Source organism: Phaeobacter inhibens DSM 16374, assembly GCF_000473105.1.
Classification (GTDB): domain Bacteria; phylum Pseudomonadota; class Alphaproteobacteria; order Rhodobacterales; family Rhodobacteraceae; genus Phaeobacter; species Phaeobacter inhibens.
The window spans coordinates 773382-792445 of sequence record NZ_KI421498.1 but is presented as its reverse complement, the minus strand read 5'-3'; the positions used below and the strand labels follow the sequence as shown (position 1 = coordinate 792445).

14 protein-coding genes and 1 tRNA gene are annotated in these 19064 nt (G+C 59.1%); 3 read left to right on the top strand and 12 right to left on the bottom strand.

Features of this window, described 5'->3' with window-relative positions; genetic code table 11:
* Window positions 1–4: 4 nt before the first annotated feature.
* From INHI_RS0107465 to INHI_RS0107435, 7 genes are all read right to left on the bottom strand, one after another.
* A complete protein-coding gene (locus tag INHI_RS0107465; protein ID WP_014874769.1) occupies window positions 5–1072 on the bottom strand; it encodes an ABC transporter ATP-binding protein in 1068 nt (355 codons plus the stop codon).
* Between the two features lie 11 nt (window positions 1073–1083).
* Window positions 1084–1935 (bottom strand): carbohydrate ABC transporter permease, encoded by an 852-nt coding sequence (locus INHI_RS0107460; RefSeq protein WP_014880078.1) that lies wholly within the window; start codon window positions 1933–1935, stop codon window positions 1084–1086.
* Between the two features lie 9 nt (window positions 1936–1944).
* The gene (locus INHI_RS0107455) at window positions 1945–2895 is read right to left on the bottom strand and encodes a carbohydrate ABC transporter permease (RefSeq protein ID WP_014874771.1); all 951 of its coding nucleotides are present in this window, start codon (window positions 2893–2895) and stop codon (window positions 1945–1947) included.
* Window positions 2877–4133, bottom strand: a complete 1257-nt coding sequence (locus tag INHI_RS0107450; protein WP_027247257.1) for an ABC transporter substrate-binding protein — start codon at window positions 4131–4133, stop codon at window positions 2877–2879. Before INHI_RS0107450 ends, INHI_RS0107455 begins: the two co-directional genes overlap by 19 nt.
* 41 nt (window positions 4134–4174) lie before the next feature.
* Window positions 4175–5326: an aminotransferase class I/II-fold pyridoxal phosphate-dependent enzyme gene (locus tag INHI_RS0107445; protein WP_027247256.1), complete on the bottom strand. Its 1152-nt coding sequence runs from the start codon at window positions 5324–5326 to the stop codon at window positions 4175–4177.
* Window positions 5319–6065, bottom strand: coding sequence for a FadR/GntR family transcriptional regulator (locus INHI_RS0107440; protein WP_027247255.1), 747 nt, complete (start codon window positions 6063–6065; stop codon window positions 5319–5321). Before INHI_RS0107440 ends, INHI_RS0107445 begins: the two co-directional genes overlap by 8 nt.
* Window positions 6066–6428: 363 nt before the next feature.
* Window positions 6429–9272 (bottom strand): EAL domain-containing protein, encoded by a 2844-nt coding sequence (locus INHI_RS0107435; RefSeq protein ID WP_027247254.1) that lies wholly within the window; start codon window positions 9270–9272, stop codon window positions 6429–6431.
* A gap of 236 nt (window positions 9273–9508) precedes the next feature.
* Between INHI_RS0107435 and INHI_RS0107430 the strand changes: the two genes are divergently transcribed.
* Window positions 9509–10678: an MFS transporter gene (locus INHI_RS0107430; protein ID WP_254656861.1), complete on the top strand. Its 1170-nt coding sequence runs from the start codon at window positions 9509–9511 to the stop codon at window positions 10676–10678.
* Between the two features lie 213 nt (window positions 10679–10891).
* Here the strand turns inward: INHI_RS0107430 and INHI_RS0107425 are convergent, their stop codons facing one another.
* The 5 genes from INHI_RS0107425 to pdxH all read right to left on the bottom strand — a co-directional run bounded on the left by INHI_RS0107425 (window position 10892) and on the right by pdxH (window position 17316).
* Window positions 10892–14536 carry a vitamin B12-dependent ribonucleotide reductase gene (locus INHI_RS0107425; protein WP_014880084.1) on the bottom strand — a complete coding sequence of 1215 codons (3645 nt, stop codon included), beginning with the start codon at window positions 14534–14536 and terminating at the stop codon, window positions 10892–10894.
* Between the two features lie 852 nt (window positions 14537–15388).
* Window positions 15389–15465: transfer RNA gene (locus tag INHI_RS0107420), tRNA-Pro, on the bottom strand.
* Window positions 15466–15508: 43 nt separating this feature from the next.
* On the bottom strand, window positions 15509–16051 hold the full coding sequence (locus tag INHI_RS0107415) for a DUF192 domain-containing protein (protein ID WP_027247252.1): 543 nt from the start codon (window positions 16049–16051) through the stop codon (window positions 15509–15511).
* A 4-nt stretch (window positions 16052–16055) separates the two neighbouring features.
* Entirely contained in the window at window positions 16056–16592 is a 537-nt protein-coding gene (locus tag INHI_RS0107410; protein WP_014874779.1) for a cold-shock protein, read from the bottom strand.
* A gap of 118 nt (window positions 16593–16710) precedes the next feature.
* Window positions 16711–17316: a pyridoxamine 5'-phosphate oxidase gene (pdxH, locus tag INHI_RS0107405; RefSeq protein ID WP_014880086.1), complete on the bottom strand. Its 606-nt coding sequence runs from the start codon at window positions 17314–17316 to the stop codon at window positions 16711–16713.
* A 167-nt stretch (window positions 17317–17483) separates the two neighbouring features.
* On the opposite strand from pdxH, the gene fabI reads away from it, so the two are divergent.
* Together fabI and INHI_RS0107395 are read left to right on the top strand one after the other, a co-directional pair.
* Complete coding sequence (fabI, locus tag INHI_RS0107400) at window positions 17484–18302, top strand: enoyl-ACP reductase FabI (RefSeq protein ID WP_014874781.1); 819 nt, start codon at window positions 17484–17486, stop codon at window positions 18300–18302.
* Window positions 18303–18400: 98 nt separating this feature from the next.
* Window positions 18401–19015: a LysE family translocator gene (locus INHI_RS0107395; protein WP_027247251.1), complete on the top strand. Its 615-nt coding sequence runs from the start codon at window positions 18401–18403 to the stop codon at window positions 19013–19015.
* Window positions 19016–19064: the final 49 nt, after the last annotated feature.

Genomic DNA, 19064 nt, shown 5'->3' with positions numbered 1-19064 from the left:
CGGCTCAGGCTGCAGGCCTGAGGGCAATGCCGCGATCATCGAAAATATGCGCATTTTGGGCCTGCACGCGCAAGCCCAGACGCTCTCCGCTCCGGACCGGAACATTGCCGTGCTTACGGACCATCAGCGGCCCAAGCCCGTCCACTTTGGCATAAATATTGGTGTCAGAGCCCAAGCGCTCCACCACATCGGCGACAGCGATCAGATGCCCCTCGCCCGGCTCGACCACATCCAGATGTTCAGGCCGGATGCCCAGCTCAACCGCTGCAGCCGTGTCGTGCATATGATCCAGCGTCAGCATCATCCCATTTGTCGCCATCACGCCAGAGGCCGCACCGGACACCGGGAGAATATTCATTGTGGGTGAGCCGATAAACTGCGCGACAAACTTGTTGGCGGGGCGTTCATAAAGCTCAAGCGGCGAGCCGACCTGCTGAATATCGCCGCCGTTCAACACCACGATGCGATCGGCGAGGGTCAGCGCCTCCACCTGATCGTGGGTCACATAAATCATGGTGGCGCCCAGTTGTTTATGCAGCCGGGCAATCTCCAGCCGCATCTCAACGCGCAATGCAGCGTCCAGATTGGACAGCGGCTCATCAAACAGGAACGCGCGTGGATCTCGGATAATGGCGCGCCCCATGGCAACGCGCTGTCGCTGACCGCCAGACAATGCCTTGGGCAGGCGATCAACCAAAGATGAAAGCCCTAGTGTCTCCGCCGCTCTGGCAACGCGGGAGCGGCGCTCCTCTGCGGGATCTTTGCGGATCTCCATGGAGAAACCCATATTCCGCGCCACATCCATATGCGGGTAGAGCGCATAAGACTGAAACACCATCGCAATATCGCGATCACGCGGGCGGACGTCATTCATACGCTGCCCGTCGATCTCGAAATCACCGGAGGTGATCGGCTCCAGCCCCGCAATCATCCGCAGCAGCGTAGATTTCCCGCAGCCCGATGGCCCCACCAGGACGATGAATTCACCGTCCTGAATATCAAGATTGATATCGCGCAGCACCTCGACGGCGCCATAGCGTTTCGCCACATCTCTGAGTTCGATCCGTGCCATGATCCGGCCCCCTATCCCTTGACCGCGCCGGACGTGAGGCCCTGCACGAGGTAGCGTTGTATGAAAATGAAAAACAGGCAGCTCGGCACCAGCGCCAGCACGCCAGCCGCCATCATCTGTCCCCAGTCCACCGAGAATTTCGACACAAAGGTCAACAGCCCGACCGGGAAAGTCATCGCGTCATTTTTCGAGATCAGCATCAGCGCAAACAGCAGCTCAGACCACGCGGCGGTGAAGACAAACCCAAGCGTGGCCCCCAGCCCCGGCAGCGTCAGCGGAAACACAACCGTGCGCAACGCCTGAAACCGCGAGCAACCATCCATCATCGCGGCTTCTTCCAGATCCTTCGGGATCCCGTCAAAGAAGGATTGCATGAGGAAGGTGGCGAACGGGATGTTGAACGCGGTGTAAACCACGATCAGCGAGGTGAGCGAATTCAGCAGCCCGAGGTCGGCCACGATCTTGTAGATCGGTGCAATGATCATCAGCAGCGGAAACATCTGGGTGATCAGCATCACCGCGATGATGATCCGCTTGCCCGCAAAGACAAACCGCGAAAAAGCATAGCCCGCCCCGGCGGCAATCAGCGTGGTAAAGAACGCAGTCCCCAGCGATACTGTCAGCGAGTTGCGGAAATAGGCAAGGAACTCGGTCTCAAACAGCACCGTGGCGAAATTCTCGAACGTTACGGCGGACGGCAGCATCCGCGTGCCCTCTGAGAAGATCAACGCATCCGGTGTGATTGCGATTTTCATCAGCCAGTAAAGCGGGAACAGCGCAAAGCCCAGATAGAAGGCGATGGCGGCATATTTCCCGAACGCAAGTGCCGGATGACGGCTGCTTGAGCGTGCGACAGAACCCATGGGAAAACCTCAGATCTTGACCAGCCGCTTGCGCATCCAAAGCAGGATGACAGCATAGGCCAACAGGATAATCAACAGCGCCACCGCAATGGTCGAGGCATAGCCAAAGTCCAATTTGCGGAACGCAGTGGTGAAAATATAGGTGGACAGGATCTGCGTCGAATTGGCCGGACCACCCCCGGTCATCACGAAGATCAGATCCGCGAAATTGGCGATCCAGATCGTCCGCAGCATCACTGTGATGGCAATCATCGGCGCCAGAAACGGCAGCGTGATCTTGGTAAAACTCTGCCAGGGTGTTGCGCCATCGATCTCTGCCGCTTCATACAGCTCCCCCGGAATAGATTGCAGTGCGGCCAGCAGCGTGATCGCAAAGAACGGCACCCCGAACCAGATATTGGCGGTGATCGGTCCCCAAATCGCCAGATCAGGATCGCCCAGAATATTATAGGGCTCAGACAACACCCCAAGGGCCGCGAGCCAATGCGGGATCGGTCCGATCACCGGGTTAAACAGCCAGGCCCAGGTCAACGCCGACAGGAAGGTGGGCACCGCCCAGGGCAGGAACACCAGCGCCTGAAACAGCTTCTTGCCGAAGAACTGCGTATTCAGCAGCATCGCCAGACCAAGCCCGAGGAAGAACTGAAAGAAGATCGACCAGAAGGTCCAGAAGAAGGTGTTCTCCAGCGCGATCCAGAATTTGCGATCGCTCCACAGCTTTTCATAGTTTTCAAAGCCGACCCAACCGGTAGCAAAGGGGTTGAGCAGCTCAATCGACTGAAAGGAATACGAAATTCCAACAATCAACGGGATCAACATAACGCTGCCGATCAACAGGATCATCGGCGACAGGTAAAGAAACGGCTCCACCATATACTGCCAGTAGAGCGAGCGTCGTGCCCCGGTTCCCCCGGACACGACGGTTGTTTTTGCGCGCGCAATCACTGCTTTGCCTGCCATTTGGCGTGTTCATCGGTCAGGAATTCTGCCCATTCATCCGCCAGATCCTGCGCGCTGCGCTGTCCCAGCAGTGCTTCCTGACTGGTTTCCAGAACCACAGTGCTGGCAAAATACCCCCATTTCTCCAGATAGGTCGGCATGGTTGTCGGCTCATACTGTGCGCCATTCAGCTCCTTGAACCAGCCTTCAAATTGCTCCGTCTGGAAATAGGGATCCTGGTCCGCACCTTTGTGGACCGGGATCACACCGACGCGCTTGGCCCAAGTGCCATTGGCCTCCGGTGCGGACAGTGCGGCCACAAGATCAAAGGCTTTGTCCTCATGCTCGGTCGCCTTGAAGATCGACCAACCGGCAAAACCGATGGTCGGAAACGCCTTGCCGGAAGGTCCGACAGGCATCGGGATAACCGCAAAATCCTCGGCTGGCATGCGTTCTGAAATCGCAATCAGCGCATCCGGGTCCTGATCAAGAAACGCACAGGTGCCGGAATAAAACCCGGCCACGATCTCATTGAAGCCCCAGCTAACCGCATCCTTCGGCGCGTAACCTTTCTGGTAGAGATCAAGCATGAACTGGATCCCCTCAACCGATCCGGGCTCATTCATCCGGCTCTTGCCATCCTCGGTGAAGAAGTCATTGGTGCCGTTCATCGCGGCCGCCATCATCACCCAGCCATTGGTGCCACCGGGACCGCCCCGCAGGCAGTAGCCTGATTTGCCATCCAGTTCGGACACCGCTGCCGACGCGGCCATAAAGTCTGCCATGGTTTCCGGCGGCTCAACCCCGGCTTCGGCCAGCAGTGCCTTGTTGTAGAACATCGCCCGAAGATAGAACCCGTAAGGGATCATATAGAGATCCCCGGCCTGACTGCCCATGGCGATCGTCTTGTCTGTCAGTGTTGCGCCATGCTCCCAGTCGGCAACGTGATCAGTCAGACTGGCCAGCTGGCCGGAGCCCGCATAAAGCGCCTGCCAAGTATCCGGCATTTCGACAACATCCGGAATATCGCCACCGGCGACCATCGTGGCCAGCTTCTCAAACGCCTGTCCCCACGGCAGGCTGATAATCTCAACCGTCACATCCGGGTTCGCGGCCTCATAGCCGTCGACTATGCCTTGCAAAACCTTGGTGCGTTCCGGGCTGGTGATCACTTCGACCAGCTTCAGCGTTGTCTCCGCATAGGCCGCGCTTCCCATCAGCATGGCTGCGGTGGTGATCCCTGTCAGAAATTTTTTCATCTTGTCCTTCCCCTTGTCGTGTGACGGTGCACACGGCCCTGTCAGACCGTGCTGGTCGCGAGGGCAGATGTGATATCCGCCCACAGGTCCTCGGCCTCCTCCAGCCCGAGGTTCAGCCGAACGAGGTTCGGCGAAACGCCAAAACGCTGCATCGAATTTTCCTCGCCAATCTGTGCAAGCCCGACACGGGCTGGCAGGATCAGGCTCTCAAATCCGCCCCAGCTAACGCCCAACCGAAAATGGCTAAGCGCATTAGAAAACGCAGGAATATCCACGCTGTCGTCAAACTCGACCGCCATCAGCCCGGAGCGTCCGGTCAGCCCCGGCACCTCGTTCGGTCCGGGAGAATGCACCCGGCGCACCTGTGGCAGTGCTGACAGGCGGTCAATAAACAGCGTCGCCGTGGCCTGATGCTGGCGCATCCGCGCAGAGAGGGTCCGCAGGCCTCGTGTCAGTAGAAACGCCTCAAACGGCGCCAACTTGGCGCCCAGTAGTGGCAATGTCAGATCGCGGATGCGGTCAATATACTGCTGCGCCGCAACCACCACGCCCGCCACTGTATCGGAATGGCCGGAGATGTATTTGGACGCAGAATGCAGAACGATATCAACACCCTGTGTCAGAGGTTTCTGAAACACCGGGCTGGCCCAGGAGTTATCGATCATCGTCAGAACGCCGTGCCGTTTGGCATGGGCCGTCACCTTCTTGAGGTTCAGCGGCTGAAACACGACCGAGCTGGGGCTTTCAAGATAAGCCAGCCGAACCCCGTTCAGCAGCTCCGGCTCATCTTCCAGCTGATGCGGCGCGTAATAGTCGATCTCCACCCCAAATGGCCGCAGCATCCGTTCCATGAACCGGTAGCTATCGGGGTAGACATGCTCGACGCAGGCGATCCGATCCCCCGGTTTGACAAAGGCCAGAAGCGTCGACGAAATCGCCGCCATGCCGGAGGCAAAACCAACGGCCGCCTCGCCCTGCTCTGCCTTGGCCATCAGTGATTCAAATGCAGCAACCGTCGGGTTCTGCACGCGGGTGTAGATCGCTGCGTTACTGCGCCCGGCCATTCGGTCCTCAAACGCCTCATAGCTGTCAAAGCTGAACAGCGACGTCTGCACAATCGGCGGTGTGATCGCGCCGCTGCCGTCCTCCATCACCGCCGCCATCAATGTCGCCAGATCCAGCCCCTCAGTCATTGCGTCCCTCCATCATCGACTGCATCGACTCGCGGATCTCCGCCTCGACCATATCCAGAATGCGCTCCATGACCTCCACCGCCATGTTCTCATCACCGGCCACCACAGCTTCGGCGAGCGGCAGGTGAAGCGGGATCGACGCCTCGCCCAGATGCGGCTTGCCGAACGGCGCCTCATAGACCTCGTTGAAGCCATGTTGGATCTGCTGGATCAGCTGACCGAACAGCGGATTGCCGCAGGCCTCCTGCAAGGCTTCATGAAAGTGATAGTCCGCCGCGCGCCAGTCCTGCCCGGCACTGTGGATCGCGATCAACTCACCCACGCGACCCATGATGATACGGCTACTATGGGGCGTGATATTGCGCGTCGCCAAGCGCACGGTTTCGATCTCAAGCGGGCGACGCACGGCGTGGGTGCGCAGCAGGCTCTCGGCCTCCAGCTTGACCGTTACGGGCAGGTGAATGGCGTTGGAAACCACCTCGGTCGCGAGCCGCGTGCCTGCCTTCTTGTTTCGGGTCACAATGCCCATGTTCTGCCAGGCGGTCAGCGCTTCACGTACTTTGGCACGACCAATTCCAAGCTGGCGGGCGATATCGACCTCCGGCGGCAGTCGATCACCGATGCCAAGCCCGTCCACCTCAATCATATGCGTCAGAGCTTCCAGAACATCACGGCTGCTGCTGCGCGCCGGGAGCGGTGCCATGCTGTGGCTGAATTGTTTCGGATCACGCGCTGCCATGCTCTGCCTCTCTTTGGGTCGGCGTTGTGCCGAACCCCGTCTCAGAAAAGCATGTCAGTATTGTCCGACATTATCAATGTTATTGTAGGACAATATATTTTACATAGTTATCAGTATGTTAAAACCATCCAAACTCGAAAACCATTGTGTGACATGCGGTATCACCTACGCCTTCAAGGCAACCGATGAAGGCGGCAGACAGCGCGATTCGACATAGGTAACCCGCAGCCGCGCCCGGATTATTCGCCCGTTCTGGAACCGGTAGAAACCTGTGGATACGCGCAGACCTTTGTGCAGGGTCTCATGTTTCGGCGGGAGCATCTGCGGCGGTCAGCGACACCAGCGCAGGATACAGGGCCGAGCCTATCCTGCGCTGCGCAAGGACCTATCCTGCCCTTGATCCTGCCTCCCATCGGGCTGCCCATCGTGAACGGCAGCGGTCTCAGCCTGTCCCTCACGTGCGCTGTGCCAGCGCAGCAAATCCTCGAACGCCATCGGTCGGCCAATCACGTAGCCCTGCAGTACATCTGCACCCAAGGTGGTGAGCACCCGGGCCTCCTCCCATGTCTCAACGCCCTCAACCACGGTCTCGGCACCGACACTGGCTGCCATTTCTATCAGCCCGCGCATCAAGTCCTGACGCGCTGGTTTGCGATCAATTTCACTGGCAAAAACCCTGTCGATCTTGAGCCGATCGGGCTGCAAGGCCAAAACGCCGGCAATACTGGCATGACCGGTCCCAAAATCATCGATCTCAATGCTGATGCCCAGATCCTTAAGCATGGCGATCTTCTGCGCGTAATCATCGCTGATCGAATCCAGAAACACAGTTTCCAGCAGTTCAAAGGTCAGCGCACCCCTCGGAATGTCATCGCGGCTGTGCAATTCCGCGACCAGTTGCGGATCAGCCAGACGGGCAGCGGAGACATTGACCGAAATACCCGGCAATTCAATGCCCTGACGATGCAGCTCCCAGTAGCCCTGCAAGGCCAGATCAAGGACCGCCAGATCCAGATCTGCGCTGCAGTTCATCTCCTCGGCGATGGGTAGGAACAGATCCGGCGTCAGCAGACCACGATGCGGGTGCTGCCAGCGTGCCAGCACCTCGCACCCAATGAGGCGCCCGGTTTTTGCTTCGATCTGCGGCTGAAACAGTGCCGTGATCTCGTTGCGCTCCAAAGCCTCTCGGAAATCGCGGATCAGGTTCATCTTATCGCTGTGGGCCTGCCCGATTGCATCGCTATAGGCCACAACATGATCTGATCCTGATGACTTTGCCTCATATAACGCCAGATCTGCGCGCCGCAGCGTGGATTTCAAGGGCTCCCCCGGGTCCATGACGGCAAACCCGACCGACACCCCGAACCCCAGACGCACCTCCTGATAATAAAAAGGCTCCAGAAGGGTAAAGGCAAGGTCCTGGCACAGCTCCTCCGCCTCCGCCCCCCCGTCCGAGACCTGAACAAAGGCTGTGAATTCATCTCCCCCGATGCGAAAGGCAAAATCCCGCCCGTCCTGCATCCGGCCTGACAACCGTCGGGCCACAACCTGAAGCACCGCATCCCCCGCCGCGTGGCCGTAGGTGTCATTGATCTCCTTGAACCGGTCCAGGTCCAGCGCAATCACGAGCGTCACCTCCCCCGGCACCTGAACCGGGGCGGCGAGGAAATCTTCAAGGTATTTCCGGTTGCCGATCCCGGTCAGTTTGTCATGGCGTGCAGCCCAGGCGCTCTCCTTCTGGGCCTCACACATGGCATCGAACGCGTCTTCTGCAATGGCGCGCATATCCCGTTCGCGGCGCAGGGCGTCAATCCGCTGAGCGATTTCCGTCTCAACGCGATCCAGCACGCGGTTATAGCGATACGCCAGGGCACCAAGCCGGGTGGATGGCTCTACCCGCACGCGCTGGCTGAACCGGCCTGATCTTTGATGCCGTTTCATATCCTCCAGCAAGTCCAGAAGCGCGTTGCGCTGGTTGTTTTCCGCAAGGTTCAGCCCGCGCACCTCGTCCCGTGGCTTGGCGCGCAACAAACCGCGGTGGTTCAACATCCAAAGAAGCGGCGCCATTGTGGCCAATACCCATGCCCCGACCGCACCAACACCAAGGAGTTGAATGCCGAGCTGACCAAGACGACTGCCCGCCGGAAGCGCCTCATAGGGGACCGCAACCGCCACTGCCAGCGTCCCGACAATTCCCGCTGCCAGGTGAACCGGAACAGCACCAACGACATCGTCGATTTTAAGCGCGTCCAATACGTCGCGGACAAACATCACGGTCAACGCCCCTGCAACACCGATCAGGAATGCCACCGGTCCGGTCACCAGATGGATCGCAGCGGTCCCGGCCACCAGCCCCCCCAAAATGCCGTTGATCAACAGCTCTGCCCGGATGTGGCCGTTCACTAGCAGCCCCACCACGATACAGGTCACCCCGGCCCCGGCTGCGGACAGCATGGTCCGCGCCACAATCGGCGCCACATCCGCGTTGAACACCATCGCGGAACCGCCATTAAACGCGCCCCAGCCAATCCACAGCAGCATGCCCCCCAGCGCCATCAGCGAAACGGAGTTTTCTTCGAAAAACCGGTTCTTGTGCCCATAGCGACCAAGCCGGGGACCCAGAAACAGCACTGCAATCAATGCGGTCCACCCGCCAACGCTATGCACCACCGTCGCCCCCGCAAAATCTATGAAGCCGATCTGACGCAGCCATCCCGCCGGGTTCCACACCCAGTGCCCGACCAGCGGGTAAACCAACCCTGCGAGGGTCAGCGAGGTGGCGATGTAGCCCAGAAACCGCTCCCGTTCCGCCACGGCACCGGAGACGATCGTCGCCGCCGTCGCGGCAAAGGCCGTCTGAAACAGGAACATTGCGGAGACATGCGCCTCCAGCCCGCCGCTGTGGTCAGCATCGCCGACATGAGCGTGATCCGGCACACGTCCCGCGGTTCCCGTTACCACATTGGACAGGTTCGGAAAAAAGCCATCAACACCAACCAGCCCGCCCAGGCTGCTGCCAAACATAAGGCCAAATCCGGCGATCCAGAACACGGTCCCAACGAGGCAGATATCGGCGATGTTTTTCAGCGCGACATTGGCGGCGTTCTTCTCACGTACGGTGCCGGATTCCAAGCACAGGAACCCACATTGCAGGATCAGCACCAAGAGCGCCATAATGACCGTCCAGGCGGTGTCAAATTCGGCCATCAGAGCCCCTCCGGATATCGCCATCACCAGAATGGTTGCGGCAAAATTCTCCTAAAGGTAGCAATTCGATCCCAAGAAACCGTTGCCCCACCACAAAGCGTGCGTGAAATACCCCTCGGGTTTTGAGCTAATTTTCCCGCAATCATTAACCATGGCGCGGCCGCTTGCGTCTGCTCCGATTTCCGAGCAACCTGCCGCGAAATCTCCGATAGTGATTTACTCCCGAAGGATCCCGCGTGTCCGAAGCCCAGTCTGATCATTCCCGCCGACCGCGTCAGCTGCGCAGCCCTTGGCGTGCGGTGTCGGCGATGTTTGTGCTAAACGGCGCGCTCTTCGGCATCTGGGCCTCGCGCATCCCTGCGGTATCTGAGATCCACGAGTTGTCTCCCGGCGGGCTTGGACTGCTTTTGCTGCTGATGGCGGCCGGTGCGATCCTGTCGTTTCCGCTTGCCGGACGCGCGGCTGATCGGATCGGCGCGGCCCATGTCACACGCCGGGTGGCGCTGGCATATGTGCTGGGCCTGGTGTTGCTGGCGTTGGCGCCAAACCTGCCGCTGCTGGCGGCAGCGTTATTCGTCTTTGGTGCCGCCCATGGCAGCATGGATGTGGCCATGAATGCCTGGGCCAGCGAGGTCGAGGCCCGCGCGGCGCGGCCAATGATGTCGTCTTTTCACGCGATGTTCAGCCTTGGCGCCGGTCTCGGGGCGCTCTCCGGGTATTCAGCGGCATCCATCGACGCGCAGATCCCCGCGCATTTTCTGGTGGCTGGCTGTGTTTCTGCGTTGCTCACGCTTTATATGGCGCAGATCCCCTGGGTCGCGTGCCCCGCCCCGGAAAGCGGCGCTGCGAAACCGGCCCTGCTGCCACGCGGCGCGTTGCTGGCGGTCGGGTTCGTCGCCTTCTGCGGCGCAGTTGGCGAGGGCGCCATGGCCGACTGGAGTGCGATTTTCCTGGTGCTGACCACCGGCGCAAGCGAGGCTGATGCCGCACTTGGTTTTGCGGTTTTCTCCATTGCGATGGTGGCGATGCGGCTGATTGGCGACCTTGTCGTCGCGCGCATTGGCCCCGTGACAGCAGGCCGTCTTGCCGGAACAAGTGCCAGTCTTGGCGCGCTGATTGCGGTCGGCTGGGGCAGCTACGGCGCGGCGATGACCGGCTTCGCCCTGATGGGGATCGGCTATGCGCTGGTCATGCCGCTGGCCTTCAGCCGCGCGGCCAGCGATCCGGATCTGCCCGCTGGCGCCGCCATTGCCAGCGTTGCAACATTTGGCTACGGCGGCATCCTGATCGGTCCGCCGATGATTGGTGTCACTGCTGAGCTGATATCGCTGCCTGCAGCCTTCCTGATCCTTGCTGCACTTGCAGTTTTTATCGTTATTTTCTCAGACGTTCTAAGGCGTATCTAACCTTTCCAAGGCGCAGCCAACCTGTCGTCTGGCAAGAAAAAAGGGAGGCACAGCGGCCTCCCCTCCAGGTGCACGGATCAGGTGGTTCTTATTACCGCCCGAGGTCGTTGCCTGTGTCCTGATCCGTGTCGGGATGAGCGCACCCATCCCGGGTTCCGGACCGCCGCGACACGCCTCGTGCCGCGACGATCATCATTCCGTTGCCTGCCCTCCTCAGCTACAGCCGGAGGTACCGCCGCAGGTGTTGCATTTCATGCAGGTGCCATTGCGCACCAGCGTGTAGTTGCCGCAATCGCCACAGGCCTCGCCCTCATAGCCCTGCATCTTGGCCTTGGTGCGGGCATCCATGCCGCCGGACACCGCCGGTGCTGCCGCGGTTGAGGTCTCAGGAACCAGCGATTGCAAGGCGGAGACAGGATCGGCACCATCCGCCAGCATTTCCGTCTGCCCGCCCTGAAGAACCACCAACTCCTGCGGCAGACGCTTGCGCAGATACCCGGTCGAAGAAATCTGTTTCAGCACTTCCAGCGACCGGGTGGCGGCGGTCTCACTGAGTTCGGAGACGTTGGAGACGCCTTCTTCCTCACCCCGGCCCAGATCATCAAAGCTGGCCCCTTCGGGTTTGACATGCGCCAGATCGGTGCGGTCCAGATAGCTGACCGCCAGTTCGCGGAACACATAGTCCAGAATAGAGGTCGCATTCTTGATGCTGTCATTGCCCTGCACCATGCCCGCAGGCTCGAATTTGGTGAAGGTGAAGGCATCCACGAACTCCTCCAGCGGGACACCGTATTGCAGGCCAACTGACACCGCGATGGCAAAGTTGTTCATCATCGCCCGGAAGCCAGCACCTTCCTTGTGCATGTCGATGAAGATCTCGCCAAGGTTGCCGTCTTCATATTCCCCGGTCCGCAGATAGACCTTGTGGCCTCCGACAACCGCCTTTTGGGTATACCCCTTGCGGCGCTGAGGCATCTTGGTGCGATGCGATTTGATGATTTCCTTGATGACGACCTTTTCGACGATTTTCTCGGCGAGGGTCACGGCTTTTTCCTGCTGCGATCCGCTTTCCAATACCTCGGCGGCTTCATCATCATCCTCAACCAGCGCAGCTGCCAAGGGCTGGCTCAGCTTGGAGCCATCGCGGTACAGAGCATTGGCCTTCACCCCCAGTGACCAGCTGAGTTCATAAGCCTTCTGACAATCCTCAATGGTGGCGTCATTGGGCATGTTGATGGTCTTGGAGATCGCGCCGGAGATAAAGCTCTGTGCCGCGGCCATCATCAGGATATGGCTCTCAACCCCAAGATAACGCTTGCCTTTCTTGCCGCAAGGATTGGCACAATCAAAGATATGATAGTGTTCTTCCTTCAGATGCGGTGCGCCCTCCAGAGTCATCGAGCCACAGACATGGTCATTTGCGGCCTCAATATCTGCCTTGCCAAAGCCAAGATGACGCAAGAGGTCAAAGGTCGGGTCGTTCAGCTTGGTCGCCGGGATGCCCAGAACGCCGGTGCAGAAATCCTCACCCAAAGTCCACTGGTTGAAGACAAAGCGGATGTCAAAGGCGCTTTCCAGTGCGGCATCGACCTTCGCCAGCTCCGCCGGGCCAAATCCATGGCCTGCAAGCGAGGTGTGGTTGATGCCCGGCGCGTTGCCGATCGTGCCGTGACCCACCGCATAGGAGACGATCTCCTCGATCTGGGCCGGGGAATAGCCGAGCCCGTCCAGCGCTGCAGGCACCGAGCGGTTGATGATCTTGAAATAGCCGCCACCTGCGAGCTTTTTGAACTTCACCAGTGCGAAATCCGGCTCAATCCCGGTGGTGTCACAATCCATTACCAGACCAATGGTGCCGGTTGGTGCAACCACGGTAGCCTGCGCATTACGGAACCCGTGGCGTTCGCCCAGCTCCAGCGCCTCATCCCAGCTGCTCATCGCCAGTTCTGCCAGACGCGGGTCCGGGCAATTCGCACTGTCGAGCGGTACAGGCTTCACGGCCAAGCCTTCGTAACCGTCAACCGATCCATGTGCAGCCGCCCGATGGTTGCGGATCACCCGCAGCATATCGCTGGCGTTCTGCTCATGACGGGCAAACGGCCCCAGTTCAGACGCCATCTCCGCCGAGGTCGCATAAGACACACCGGTCATGATCGCCGTCAGCGCACCACAAAGCGCACGCCCCTCGGCACTGTCATAGCCAAAGCCCATGTTCATCAGCAGGCCGCCGATATTCGCATAGCCAAGGCCCAGCGTGCGGAAGTCATAGGAGCGCTGCGCAATTTCCTTGGACGGGAACTGCGCCATCATCACCGAGATTTCCAGTGTCACCGTCCACAGACGGCAGGCGTGCATGTAATCCTCGGCCTGGAACACCCCGTCTTTGAGGAATGTCAGCAGGTTCAGCGACGCAAGATTACAGGCGGTATCGTCCAGGAACATATATTCCGAACAAGGGTTTGAGCCGCGAATTTCGCCATCGGAGGGACATGTGTGCCACTCGTTCACTGTGTCGTGGAACTGGATGCCTGGATCGGCGCAGGCCCAGGCCGCATGCCCCACCTTTTCCCACAGATCGCGGGCCTTCACCGTCTTGGCAACCTTGCCATCGACGCGATTGATCAGCTGCCAGTCGGCGTCTTTCTTCACCGCATGCAGGAAGGCGTTGGTGACCCGGATGGAGTTGTTGGAGTTCTGACCGGAGACCGAGCTATAGGCGTCGCTGTCCCAATCGGTGTCATAGGTCGGAAACTCAATCGAGGTATGACCCTGTTTGGCGTAGTCCAGCACGCGTTTGACATATGTCTCCGGGATCGCAACCTTTTTCGCCTCGCGAATGGCCTGCTTGAGCCCGTCGTTCACAGTCGGATTATAGGCGTCGGCCTCGGCCCCGTCCCAGCTGCGAATGGCCTCAAACAATCCGTTCAGCATTTTCTCATGCATCTTGGAGCCGGCAACGATAGAGGCGACCTTCTGCTCCTCGATCACTTTCCAGTCGATGAACTGTTCGATATCGGGGTGATCCGCATCCACGATCACCATCTTGGCGGCGCGACGCGTGGTGCCGCCGGATTTGATGGCACCTGCCGCACGGTCGCCAATTTTGAGAAAACCCATCAGACCAGAGGATTTGCCGCCGCCGGACAGGGGCTCCCCTTCGCCGCGCAGATGGCTGAAATTGGTGCCGGTGCCGGAGCCATATTTGAACAGACGCGCTTCCCGCACCCAAAGGTCCATGATGCCGCCGTCCTGCACCAGATCGTCGGAAACCGATTGGATAAAGCAGGCATGGGGCTGGGGGTGTTCATAGGCGCTGTCGGATTTGGTCAGCTTGCCGGTTTTGTAGTCGACATAGTGATGCCCCTGTGCCGGACCATCGATACCATAGGCCCAGTGCAGACCGGTGTTGAACCATTGCGGGCTGTTGGGTGCGGCGCGCTGGGTCGCCAGCATGTAGCGCATTTCGTCAAAATAGGCGCGCGCATCCTCTTCGGTGGAGAAATAGCCCCCTTTCCAGCCCCAGTAGCACCAGGCACCAGCCAGGCGATCAAACACCTGCTTGGAGGAAATCTCCCCGCCAAACTCCACATCATCACCCGCCGGAGCAGAGCGCCAGAGGAATTCAGGAACGCCCTTTTCACGGAGCTTTTTCAGTTTGCTGGGCACACCCGCTTTACGGAAATATTTCTGCGCGATGACGTCGCTGGCAACCTGGCTCCAGCCCGCCGGAACCTCGACGCCCTCAAGGCGGAACACGATGGTACCGTCCGGATTGCGGATTTCCGACGTTGCAGGAACGAACTCCAGATCGGCATATGCGTCCTGCCCAGATTTTGTGAATTTCCGCTCAATCTTCATGCCATCTGCCTCTTTTCTGCAGTCCCACTGTCACAAATCACGCCTTTTCCGGCGCATTCCTTGTTGTCGTTCACGACAAAACATCCTGTTACGCACCTCATAGAAGATGCGAGTCAGGGCCGAAACCCCATTTCAGCTAGCGCTTGATGCTTTGCTCCGTTTGGTGCAGCGCGGGGTGAAATCCACCATATTTTGTGCTGCATCATCCGACGTACACAATTTGACGTATTCAGGCATAGCTGGTCAACGCCATTTTTAGGGTTTCGTAACCAACTTTTTCATTGACGATAGCTTGATGGTCTGAGGGCAATCACGAAGCTGCGATTCAAAGTTGATCACAACACCTCTGCCGGTCCACGCGCGACCAAAGTCATGAGGCGAGAAATCCCCTTGAAGAGAGGGGCTTGCCCCGCGTCTTGCGAGAAGGATCCAGATGATAACATCGGGTCGTATCAGCAGGACACAACCTGACCGAGGGTTGAAAAAGTGAAATGCCCGTCGAAAAAGTTAAGCGTGTGTCGTGGAGATTTTTTTCTATGTGCACACGAAGCGCAAAACCAATTCGACGCCAAAGCGCAACAGTTGGTTAATCACTTCTTAACAGGGCCGCCTTTAAGGTGATTTTGGTGACGATTTGGAAACCACTTCGAATCTCCGCCCGGCACAGGCTGGGCCGGATCCTTCCGCCCCCATTCACCGATAGTGCGCAGGTTTGGCGCAACGGACCTCTGCCGCATATGAGGTTACCTTCTCGATCATTCGGTGTTAGACATTGGAGTATCTCAGATACGCGAAACGCCGACTGCCTGAAACAGGCAAGTCGGCGTCTACGTTGCATCCCGAAGGATGAAATGGTCGGGGCGGCGAGATTCGAACTCACGACCCCCTGTACCCAAAACAGGTGCGCTACCAGACTGCGCCACGCCCCGGACCGTGCGCCTTCCTAGCGTTGCCAATCTGATTTGAAAAGCCCTAACAGGGCCAAATTGCGCCTGTCTTTGAAAAAACTTTGTGGCGCAGCTCCGTACCGACGGAAATCCCGTAGCGTGCTGCCAGACCACCATTGATTTCCAGCACCGCAAAGACGTTGTCGCCACCGGGAATCGGTGTCAAATCGCCGGGGATTGCCCGGTGGTGGATGTGTCGAACCGTTCCGGTAACATCGACAAACAGCATATCCAGCGGGATCAGCGTGTTCTTCATCCAGAAACTGGCGCGCTGCGGCATCTCGTAGACAAACAGCATGCCAGCGCCCCGCGCCATATGCGGCCGATGCATCAGCCCCGCGGCACGTTCTTCAACAGTATCAGCGATTTCCACGGTAAACTGTGTCTGCCCCCAGGGCCCACGCAGGGCGACCTGATCAGGCTGGCAGGCGTCCGGCCCGCTTTGGGCTGCCGCGTGCTCTGCTGCCACAACGGCGGCAACAGACAGGATACAAACTGCGCTGGCTCTGGCTCCTGCTGTCAATCGGCGCATGATCGAGCCTGACATTCGGATCCAGAGGGGCTGCATCTTCTTAGTCCTGTTTTTCCAGCAGGGCGGCTTCCCAGGCAAGCACCTCAACCGCCATACGGCCGCGCTTGCCGTCGATGACCCGCATCCCCAGGGCCTCCCCCGGCTGCAGCTCCGACAGGCCAGACTGACGCAGAACCTCGACATGCAGGAACACGTCTTCATCGCGACCAAACACATTGGCAAAGCCAAAGCCCTTGCCCTTGTCAAACCACTTCACCCGCGCGGGCACCAGTGGCTCAGAGTAAAGAACATCCGAATCCATCTCGGCAAAATCGCTCAGCACCGGACTGTCGTCGCGCGCCGGAGGTGTGATCGACAGGACTTCCACCGCCTGAACACCGCGTTCTGTGCGATGCGTCACCAACTCGACCTCGGCCCCATCCGCGATGGAACTCTGGCCGAAGTTGCGCAGCACGTTCACATGCAGCAGGATATCCGGTCCGCCCTCGTCAGAGACGACAAATCCGAACCCTTTGGTCGGATCGAACCATTTCACCAGCCCGCGTATTTGCTGCAAACTGCTCAAGTCTTCTGCCACTGCCGTAGTCCACCGTATTCTTCAGTTTTTAACCCGTAGGTGATGCTCTATTCTCGGAACTAAGTTCAAGCTAAAAACACCCATCAATATCACAATTCTGCTATTTTCCGCGCGTAACCTAGGGGCACAGCCGGTCCACGGTCCAAAGCGCTTCGGGGGTTTCGCGCCGCCAGACAAAACGGTCATGAAGGCGGAAAGCCCCATCAGCCCAGAATTCAATCTCCAGCGGCGTCAGCCGGTAACCGCCCCAAAATGGCGGGCGATCCGGGTTTGACCCCTTGGTTGCAGTCACTTTTGCCACTTCTGCCATCAGGGCGCCACGGCTGGACAGCGGCCGCGACTGCGCCGAGGCCCAGGCCCCCAAGCGGCTCTTGAGTGAACGGGATTTGTAGTATTCATCCGCCTGCGGTCCGTTCTCGCGGGTGATGATGCCGCGTGCCCGCACCTGACGACGCAGTGATTTCCAATGCATGACAAAGGCGGCCTTGCCTGCCCCGTCCAACTCCTGCGCCTTGGCGCTCTCGTAGTTAGTATAAAAGACAAAGGCCGCGTCCTCGATCTCCTTCAGCAGGACCATCCGGCAATTCGGCAGACCATCTGCATCCACCGTGGACAACGCAATCGCGTTGGGATCGTTGATCTCGCTCTCCTCGGCCTCACTCAGCCAACTGCGAGCAATGGCAAAGGGATCCTCTCCCGCAAAGATACCGCTGCGATCGGACATGGCGCACCTCATAGTCTGTTTTGTCTGGGTTGGCTGGCGCGTGAATGCGCGTTGCTGAAGGCAACCTAGGTCGACAACGGGCCCACGACAAGAGACAGCGCCCTTGAAGCGTCCCGCGGGACAGACTAAACGTCGTCTAAATCGAAGATCACAGGCGGAGAACCTGCATGTCTAGTCAACTGATGGCCGGCAAACGTGGCCTCATCATGGGCCTTGCCAATGACAAATCCATCGCGTGGGGCATTGCCAAAGCCTGCGCCGACGCCGGCGCTGAGCTTGCGTTTTCCTACCAGGGCGATGCTCTGAAAAAACGCGTCGACCCGCTGGCGGCGCAATTGGGCAGCGATATCGTCCTGCCCTGCGATGTGGCCGATGAGGGCTCCGTCGATGCGCTGTTTGCCGCGCTGGAAGAGAAATGGGGCAAACTGGACTTTCTGGTGCACGCCATCGGCTTTTCCGACAAGAACGAACTGCGCGGTCGCTATGTCGACACCACGCGCGGCAATTTCCAGATGACCATGGATATCTCGGTCTACTCCTTCACCTCGGTGATGCAGCGCGCCGAAAAGATGATGTCCGACGGTGGCAGCGCCGTGACACTAACCTACTATGGCGCGGAACAGGTGATGCCACATTACAATGTCATGGGTGTTGCCAAGGCCGCGCTGGAAGCATCCGTCAAATACCTGGCCGAAGATTTGGGCAAGGACGGCATCCGCGTCAATGCGATCTCGGCTGGCCCGATCAAGACACTGGCGGCCTCCGGTATCGGCGATTTCCGCTACATCATGAAATGGAACGAATATAATTCGCCGCTGCGCCGCAACGTGACCATTGATGACGTGGGCAAATCCGCGCTTTATCTGCTGTCGGATCTCTCCTCCGGTGTGACCGGCGAGAACCTGCACGTCGATGCCGGCTATCACGTCGTCGGGATGAAGGCGGTTGACGCCCCCGACATCGACGCGGCAACCGGACGCAAATAAACACGGGTCCAGCAGATGCTGCGCGCATCTGCACCACAGAGCAAGACACAGCAGGCGCGCGGCCCACGCGCGCCTCTTCCAATGACAGGGACCGCATCATGACACTCGCCGCCTTTACCGCTTCCGTCCTGCTTTGTCTGATGGCCGCCATCAGCCCCGGCCCTGCTGTCCTCATGGCCGCGCGCGTCGGCCTGGCCCATGGCTGGCGGAGCGGACTGGCCCTGGCGATTGGTATCGGCGCGGGGGCAGTATTCTGGGCCTCCGCCGCGCTCTTTGGGCTGAACCTGCTGTTTGACTATGCCCCCTTTCTGCTGACCCTGCTGAAAATCGGCGGCGCCATGTTCCTGATCTACATGGCCTGGAACATGTGGCGTCATGCCAGCGAACCGATGTCGCAGGACAGTGACGCACAATTGCCGCAGACTGCTTTTGCGGCCTTCCGTCTTGGGATCTTCACCCAGCTGGCCAACCCCAAACCGGCCGCCTTTTTCGGCGCCGTTTTTGTCGGTACCGTACCCGAAGGTAGCAGCAACCTGGCCCTTACCGCCCTGCTCACCTGCATCTTTCTGGGTGAAGTCACTTGGAACACCCTCGTGGCCCGTATCTTCTCCTTTGAGAAAACGCGCCGCGGGTATATCAATCTGAAACATGTGATCGACCGGGTCTTTGGTGGTCTGCTGGCCGCCCTCGGCGTCAAGATCGCCGCCCTCTGAGGGCAGATGCGCGATCCCGGACGCCAGACCCTAACAGGAGCATCAATAA

Coding starts and splice junctions, on each gene's coding strand:
- INHI_RS0107415 (WP_027247252.1), bottom strand. CDS start 16,051: ATGCAGCCCCTCTGGATCCGAATGTCAGGCTCGATCATGCGCCGATTG.
- INHI_RS0107460 (WP_014880078.1), bottom strand. CDS start 1,935: ATGGGTTCTGTCGCACGCTCAAGCAGCCGTCATCCGGCACTTGCGTTC.
- pdxH (WP_014880086.1), bottom strand. CDS start 17,316: ATGTCCGATCGCAGCGGTATCTTTGCGGGAGAGGATCCCTTTGCCATT.
- INHI_RS0107445 (WP_027247256.1), bottom strand. CDS start 5,326: ATGACTGAGGGGCTGGATCTGGCGACATTGATGGCGGCGGTGATGGAG.
- INHI_RS0107395 (WP_027247251.1), top strand. CDS start 18,401: ATGACACTCGCCGCCTTTACCGCTTCCGTCCTGCTTTGTCTGATGGCC.
- INHI_RS0107450 (WP_027247257.1), bottom strand. CDS start 4,133: ATGAAAAAATTTCTGACAGGGATCACCACCGCAGCCATGCTGATGGGA.
- fabI (WP_014874781.1), top strand. CDS start 17,484: ATGTCTAGTCAACTGATGGCCGGCAAACGTGGCCTCATCATGGGCCTT.
- INHI_RS0107465 (WP_014874769.1), bottom strand. CDS start 1,072: ATGGCACGGATCGAACTCAGAGATGTGGCGAAACGCTATGGCGCCGTC.
- INHI_RS0107435 (WP_027247254.1), bottom strand. CDS start 9,272: ATGGCCGAATTTGACACCGCCTGGACGGTCATTATGGCGCTCTTGGTG.
- INHI_RS0107440 (WP_027247255.1), bottom strand. CDS start 6,065: ATGGCAGCGCGTGATCCGAAACAATTCAGCCACAGCATGGCACCGCTC.
- INHI_RS0107425 (WP_014880084.1), bottom strand. CDS start 14,536: ATGAAGATTGAGCGGAAATTCACAAAATCTGGGCAGGACGCATATGCC.
- INHI_RS0107455 (WP_014874771.1), bottom strand. CDS start 2,895: ATGGCAGGCAAAGCAGTGATTGCGCGCGCAAAAACAACCGTCGTGTCC.